We start from the raw sequence: 6,912 nt of genomic DNA, 5'->3' as shown, positions 1-6,912 counted from the left end.
ATACATATGTTAAAAAAATAATTTATTTTAATTATGATATTTTAGCAGACATCTATATTAAACATTGGGGACATTTTGTTGAATACTCCTATCCAGCCTCGTTTTACAAGATGCTCTTCCCTACTCTCGTATATTAGATCTTTGTTGCGGGACTGGTCATCTCTGCCGGTGATAGTTTAATTTAGTTGAACTAAAAAGTGTGTTTCGCAAAGTTTACTCCGTATTACATAACGAGGGTATATTCGCATTTGATATGAATAAAAAAATAAAAAAACTGAATCGAAATGATTCAGTTTTTTCTTAATATATTTACAATTGCAGTTGTTTCGTCATTTTCTTTATAGACACGCGGAATTCTTCTATCTAGCATACATGTAACTTCATAGTTTATTGTACCTAACATATCCGCTATTTCTTCTACTGCGATATTTTCTTCACCTTGTTTACCGTAGAATACTACTTCGTCTCCTACTTGTACTGGCATCGCTTTTGAAACATCCAACATTAACTGATCCATACAAACACGGCCAATAACAGGTACTCGAACCCCGTTAATTAACGCATAGCCTTTATTAGATAATTGACGATTATAACCATCAGCATAACCAATTGGTACAGTCGCAATCCATTCTTCACCAGTTGTTACATACGTATTCCCATAACTTACACCACGATTCTTCTTCGCATGTTTAATATGAGCTACTTTTGATTTTAACGACAACGCAGGCTGTAAAGAAACGACTGAATGATCCACTTCTTTTGATGGATACATACCGTACACTCCTATTCCAACGCGTACCATATTTTGAAATGTGTTACTTAATTCCATTGATCCCGCACTATTTGAACTATGAATATATGGTATTTGAATTCCTAATTCTTTCGCTGTATTAACAGCTTTTTCAAATAAACTTGTTTGCATATTCGTATATGATTTATCGATTTCATCTGCCGTAGAGTAATGCGTAAACATCCCTACTACCTCTACATACTCCATACGGTTTAATTCTTCTAAAAATGGTTTAACTTCTTCTTCTTGTAAACCGATACGACTCATTCCTGTATCAATTTTCACTTGAATTTGTACTTTCTTTTGAAGACGGTTTGCAATTTCATTTATACCATGTAAATCTTCTACTCTATAAACAGTCATCATAACGTCATATTGAATTACATCTTCTACAGCCGCTACTGGTGTGTATCCTAAAATTAAAATTGGTACAGTAATTCCTGCTTCTCTTAATTCTATTGCTTCATCTACAAATGCAACTGCAAGTTGATGTATTCCCGCTTCAATTGCAGCTTTGGCAACTTCAACTGCCCCATGGCCATACCCATTCGCTTTTACAGCAGCCATCATCTTAATTTCTTCATCATTTACATGTTTTTTAAATTCTTTTACATTATGTTTTACAGCATTTAAGTCAATTTCTACAATTGTATCTCTTCCATATTTCAAACTCATTGGTCTAACTCCTAACTCAATAATTGCATTCCATTCTATTTCACGTTTCATATGACCTTTTACAATATAATACTTTTCATTATGCTAGTCAAACTACTAGAATTTTCGGAATTTTGAGTATGATATAATATCCTCAAGAAACTATTATATACGGAGACGAGGAGAATTACAATGTTTGTTCAATCTGCATTGCATCAACTAAAAGTTGCTATTGATACTTCTATTTATATGCTTAACCAATATAGTGAAAACGATTTAAAAATACAACCGATTCACTCAAAACGATCATTATTTGAAATGTGTGCACATCTTTCTCTTATTTGTCATGCTGATTTACTCATTTTAAATGGTATTTCAGAAAAAGAATTACATACCTTTTATATAGAACATACGCCCGTAACAGTTGCTCACATGCAACAAACGATGATTGAAGGATACAACCTTCTCTCTAAAACATTTCTTTCCTACTCCCAAATAGAATTAGCAGAAGTTATGACTGCCTATTGGGGGATTTCTTATTCGCGCTTTGAATGGTTACTTGAAATCGTTGCACACTTTTATCATCATCGTGGACAAATTCATATTTTATTATGCGAGCATATGAAAGATCCTCGCATTCCTTTATTTGAGTGATTTTCCACTCATTCATTAATTATAAATAGAGAAGCTACAAAACCAATAAAAAGTATCATTCCTAATAAAATAAATGTTTGAGCATAACCTCCTATTTTCATAAGATAAATAGAAATGATAGGTCCTATACTAGTACCTAAAAATAAAATAAAAGTATATTCCCCTTGCTTTCCCTCCTAATTGACCTACAAGAGAAACTAAAGACGGAACGGATATAGCAATACCTATTACAAAACAGACACTCATCATTACAAGTAGAGATAGATCCGAAACAAAGCCCATTGAACTTAGACTAAAAATAGCAATCAATAATCCTCCTTGAAGAACCTTTCTTACTTCAAACCTCTTTGTTAAACGACCTGCAAGTGGTGACAGCAACATACCAAACAGCCCTGCTAAGCGAAAATAAAGGATTTGTTCTGCAGTTAAATTGTAAGTAGGAGAGCTCAAATAATTCCCTAAAACAGTATACATATTAACAAAAGCCATTATTAAAACAGGATTTTTCACACTGACTAACTATTAGTTTTAAATAATTCGCAACTTCTTTAAGGCATAAGAAATTCCGCCTTCACTCGCCTTCGTTGTAACGAAATCAGCCCATCTCTTCAACTCCTCTCCACCATTTCCCATCGCAACTCCTAATCCTACATACTGCAACATCTCAATATCATTTCCACCATCGCCAAAAGCAATGGCTTCTAATTTACTAATGTTTAAATGTTCCAATACTTTTTGAATTGCAGTTAGCTTCGATACTTTACTATCTTCCAATACATTTATAACGTAACCATGAAAACGCTCAAACGTAAGTGCTGGATATCTTTCAATGAATTTTTGAGCTTCTGTATCATCAGCATACAGACATATGCAATACATCTCATCTGATAAGTTTCTAACTTTGTCAGGATACCGCTCTAAATTTAAAGTTTCATTTAACGCTCGCATGACACGTTCATCTTTGGAAGCAATATTATTCATTGCAAATTCTTCTGTAAAGTAAGAAACACTGTGACCATGTAATTCAGCAAAATTTGAAATATCATGAACGATTTCGCTTGAAAGTACTGATTTATGTATAACTTCTTTCCCACATTTTATATGTGCACCATTTGCTGAAATAAACGTATTTATACCTAGTTCCTTAAATTGTGAGCATAAACTATACGGTCTTCCAGTTGTAACAACTACGTGAATTCCTTTATCTATTAACCTTCGTATCGCTTCTTTTGTACTTTCGTGCATGCTTCTATCAATCTCACTTAATAACGTACCGTCAACATCGAAAAATACAACTTTGTACATAAGTCTTTACATCCCGTCCAAATGATTCGTATCATTAATGAAATGCACCGTTTTTTGTTCACCCTCAATTTCAATTAAACTTATTCCCGTATCTCCCATTTTGAAATAGTAGTCCATTGAAATTGGCATTTTGAAAAATGCACGTAATAGACTATTAATTACGCCTCCATGGGCAACAATTGCAATTCGATCATATGTATTCTCTATCATAATTTTAGAAAAGATTCCTTCTATTCTCATTCGAAACTCAATAAATGATTCTCCGTTTTCAAAACGGTCATGAAGAAACTTTGGCTCTGGATATTTCTTTGCTTCTTCAAATGATAAGCCTGCTTGCACTCCATTATTAAACTCCATTAATTCCTCTTCTAATTGAATTGGACAACCAATTGCTTCTGCTAATATTTCACCCGTTTCACGAGCGCGTTTTAATGTGCTTGCCCAAATGAAATCTGGCGCAAAATCTTTTTTCACTTTCTGTACAAGTCTTTGTACTTGTTGTCTCCCTTTGTCAGTTAACTCAAAATCAGCTCGACCTTCATGCACATGTAAAATATCAGCTTCTGATTCTCCGTGGCGTATTAGTAGTATTTGCATGTTTCTCTCTCCCTTTATTTAACATTCATAAAATTCCATTATATCACATTTTAAGATTCCAAAATAAAAAAGGAACGGTCTCCCGTCCCTCATCCATTCACTTTTTCCGCATCATTCCAATAATATTTACTAAACGCTTCTGTTAACACATCAATTGTGTTATATAATTCATCTAACGTATTATCAACACCACCAACTTCAATTAACATCGCATTTTTCGATAAATCTTGATTATAAACGCCATTTCCATCTTTTTTATACTTGGGAAAAATCCCTCTACTTAATCCGTAGTAGTTTTCATCTAAATAACTATTGATCGCTCTTGCAATTTTTTCATTTTCAGCACGGCCTTCATTTTCCATCCCAATTATAAAATATAATCTTGCATACGATTTTCCGTTAATTACTTTTGTTGTTACTTTCTTACGCTGATCGTCACGGTGTATATCAATTGGAAACGCAATTTTATTATTTTGTGCTAATGCTTCTTTTACATATTCATGAGACGCTTTATATGATTGCGGCCATTTCCATTTTTTACTCGCTAATAAATCACCCATATTCGTTTTATCGTGAACTACCGGAATTCCTTGTCCTTCAAGTTGCTCTTTCATACGTTTCCCTAGTAAGGACACATTTACATCTGGACTTGATGGATCCGTAGCCCCTGGTAATAATGGAAAGAAGGATTCCCAGCTATGTGTATGATAAATATATACTGCACTTTCACCTTTTTTCGCTCCGTTCTTTTTCTGAACCGGATTATTCTTTTCCGCTTCTGTAACTTTATCTTTTGCTACTTCCCGTTCTTTCGTTACTTCTTCAATCGGTACACTAGATTCATTTGGGATATTCGTCAAGTTTGTCCCTTCCCCAGCTACGATAATATTAGAATAATACTTTGACATACCAGGTACTTCTTTACCGACGAATGTTCTTAAATCTTTAATTTTCAAATCTGTCGCAATAGAGAACATTAAATTTCCAACTGACTCTCTTTTATTCTTCTTAAAATAATCAAATCCGTAATAGCGATTCTCACTTTCTATCATTTGAACAAAACCTTGCATCGATACTTTTCCAAACCATTGATTTGCATAATTCGATTTCATTGTATGTAAAAATGACGTCAAAATCGACGCTATCATAATTACTATTAGCGCATATAAAAGGAGTAACGAAATCAGTTTCTTCCCATGTATTCGAGTTGCATACTTTTTCACTGCATCACCTTCTTTATACATGGATATGTACAAGCTTTTCGGAATATACGCAAAAAAAAGAGAAATGGTATCCCATTTCTCTTCCTCACTTTTATTGTTCTTTTCCTGTATCATTTGAAGGTAGTTTCTTCACTTGTTTTTCTTTAAATATTTCTCCAATTGCCCCAAGAGTACCAAGTGTTTCAATTGCATTAGACGGAATAAAGACTTTATTTGCTGGTCCTTTTGCAACTTCAGCTAATGATTCAAATGATTTGTAAGCAAGTATACGCTCATCCAAATTCGCTTCACGAAGCAATTCAATACGATTTTGTTCTGCTTTTGCGATTTCTTCAATTGCCCTTGCTTCCCCTTGCGCTTCTAATTCTTTTGCTTCTTTTATACCTTCAGCTTCGCGAATACGCGCTTCTTTATCCCCTTCAGCCATCAAGATTTTACTTTGCTTTTCCCCTTCAGCACGAAGGACTTTATCTTGTTTTGCTGCTTCAGCTTCTAAAATAATCGCACGTTTATTACGCTCAGCCTTCATTTGTTTTTCCATTGATGCTTGCACATCTTTTGGCGGGTTAATATCAACAACTTCGACACGTTCAATACGTACGCCCCATTTTTCTGTTGCTTCATCAAGCGCTAAGCGGATTTCTGTTGAAATTTTTTCACGACCAGATAACGTTTCATCCAGTTCCATTTTACCGATAATTTGACGCATCGTTGCTGAAGTAATATTACGAACACCATATTCATAGTTTGAAATACCATATGTCGCAAGTTCTGGTTCAACAATTTGATAGAAAATAATAGTATCAATTTCTACTTGAACATTATCTTTCGTAATTACCTTTTGCGGTGGTACATTCGTTTGTTGAATACGTAAGTCATGATATACACGAACACGATCTACAATTGGTATTAAAATATTTAACCCTGGGTGCATGATACGTTGAAACTTACCAAATCTTTCAACAACCCCAACTTTTTGCTGAGGAATAATTTTAATTGTTAATGCGATAAATGTAACTACAATTAGTGCGAATATAATCGTTAACGTTAATGCTACCATATTTATTCACTCTCCTTTTTCACTTGTAATATAGTACTATGCCTCTTTATAACAACGACTTTTTCTCCAGCATCAATTGAAGAATCTGCAATAGCTGTCCAAGTATCTCCATCCACTTTCACAATACCATTCGCTTCATTTGTAATCGTTTGCATAACAATCCCTTTTTTACCAACAAGCATATCTACTGTATCAGTAAAACCTTTTGCTTCTCGAAAGTTTTTTGAAATTCTTTTCGTAAAGAATGTCAAAGTTAAACTTACAATTGCACCAACAGTAACTTGTAACAGTAGTGCATCAGGAGCAAACAAAGCAATAAGACCTCCGACAACAGCTCCAATTCCAAGCCAAAGCATGTAAAATGTAATCGACAACATTTCTGCGATAAATAAAATACCAGCTATTATAAACCAAATTACCCAAGCAGCCATATGCAACCCTCACTTTCTTTCTCATTTTCTATATGTATATGAAGAAAAGAATGGTTTATCCGCCCTTTCTGACACTTGGGCGTTTGCTACAAGCTATTGTACATACTCACTGTTACAATGATCATTAATATAATACTATATCAATATATTCTTCATTATACATGAAAATCCCTTTCAAAAAGTGACAAAAAATTAAAT

The 6,912-nt window shown here is 34.0% G+C and carries 7 protein-coding genes and 2 pseudogenes; 2 read left to right on the top strand and 7 right to left on the bottom strand.

The window, feature by feature from the left end; translation table 11 throughout:
* Positions 1–17 precede the first annotated feature (17 nt).
* Positions 18–169: pseudogene (locus ABWK52_RS29870) on the top strand (class I SAM-dependent methyltransferase); the annotation flags it as partial.
* Positions 170–289: 120 nt separating this feature from the next.
* Here ABWK52_RS29870 and alr read toward each other — a convergent pair.
* Positions 290–1,465, bottom strand: a complete 1,176-nt coding sequence (gene alr / locus ABWK52_RS24940) for an alanine racemase (RefSeq protein WP_048567427.1) — start codon at positions 1,463–1,465, stop codon at positions 290–292.
* A 171-nt stretch (positions 1,466–1,636) separates the two neighbouring features.
* Between alr and ABWK52_RS24935 the strand changes: the two genes are divergently transcribed.
* Positions 1,637–2,098 carry a DinB family protein gene (locus ABWK52_RS24935; protein ID WP_000498002.1) on the top strand — a complete coding sequence of 154 codons (462 nt, stop codon included), beginning with the start codon at positions 1,637–1,639 and terminating at the stop codon, positions 2,096–2,098.
* Between the two features lie 8 nt (positions 2,099–2,106).
* Here ABWK52_RS24935 and ABWK52_RS24930 read toward each other — a convergent pair.
* The 6 genes and pseudogenes from ABWK52_RS24930 to ABWK52_RS24905 form a co-directional block, all read right to left on the bottom strand.
* Positions 2,107–2,596 (bottom strand): annotated as a pseudogene (locus tag ABWK52_RS24930) (MFS transporter); the annotation flags it as partial.
* Positions 2,597–2,626: 30 nt separating this feature from the next.
* Positions 2,627–3,403: a Cof-type HAD-IIB family hydrolase gene (locus ABWK52_RS24925; RefSeq protein ID WP_098541511.1), complete on the bottom strand. Its 777-nt coding sequence runs from the start codon at positions 3,401–3,403 to the stop codon at positions 2,627–2,629.
* 6 nt (positions 3,404–3,409) lie between these two features.
* The gene (locus ABWK52_RS24920) at positions 3,410–4,000 is read right to left on the bottom strand and encodes a histidine phosphatase family protein (protein WP_001166433.1); all 591 of its coding nucleotides are present in this window, start codon (positions 3,998–4,000) and stop codon (positions 3,410–3,412) included.
* Between the two features lie 89 nt (positions 4,001–4,089).
* Complete coding sequence (gene spoIIP, locus ABWK52_RS24915) at positions 4,090–5,337, bottom strand: stage II sporulation protein P (protein WP_000613905.1); 1,248 nt, start codon at positions 5,335–5,337, stop codon at positions 4,090–4,092.
* The gene (locus ABWK52_RS24910) at positions 5,315–6,283 is read right to left on the bottom strand and encodes an SPFH domain-containing protein (protein ID WP_000226253.1); all 969 of its coding nucleotides are present in this window, start codon (positions 6,281–6,283) and stop codon (positions 5,315–5,317) included. The genes spoIIP and ABWK52_RS24910 overlap by 23 nt, the downstream gene beginning before the upstream one ends.
* Positions 6,284–6,285: 2 nt before the next feature.
* Positions 6,286–6,714, bottom strand: a complete 429-nt coding sequence (locus ABWK52_RS24905; RefSeq protein ID WP_000741975.1) for an NfeD family protein — start codon at positions 6,712–6,714, stop codon at positions 6,286–6,288.
* Positions 6,715–6,912 lie beyond the last annotated feature (198 nt).

This window comes from Bacillus sp. AP50 (genome assembly GCF_040492675.1).
GTDB classification, from domain to species: domain Bacteria; phylum Bacillota; class Bacilli; order Bacillales; family Bacillaceae_G; genus Bacillus_A; species Bacillus_A cereus.
This window is presented reverse-complemented; position numbering and strand designations above follow the sequence as displayed.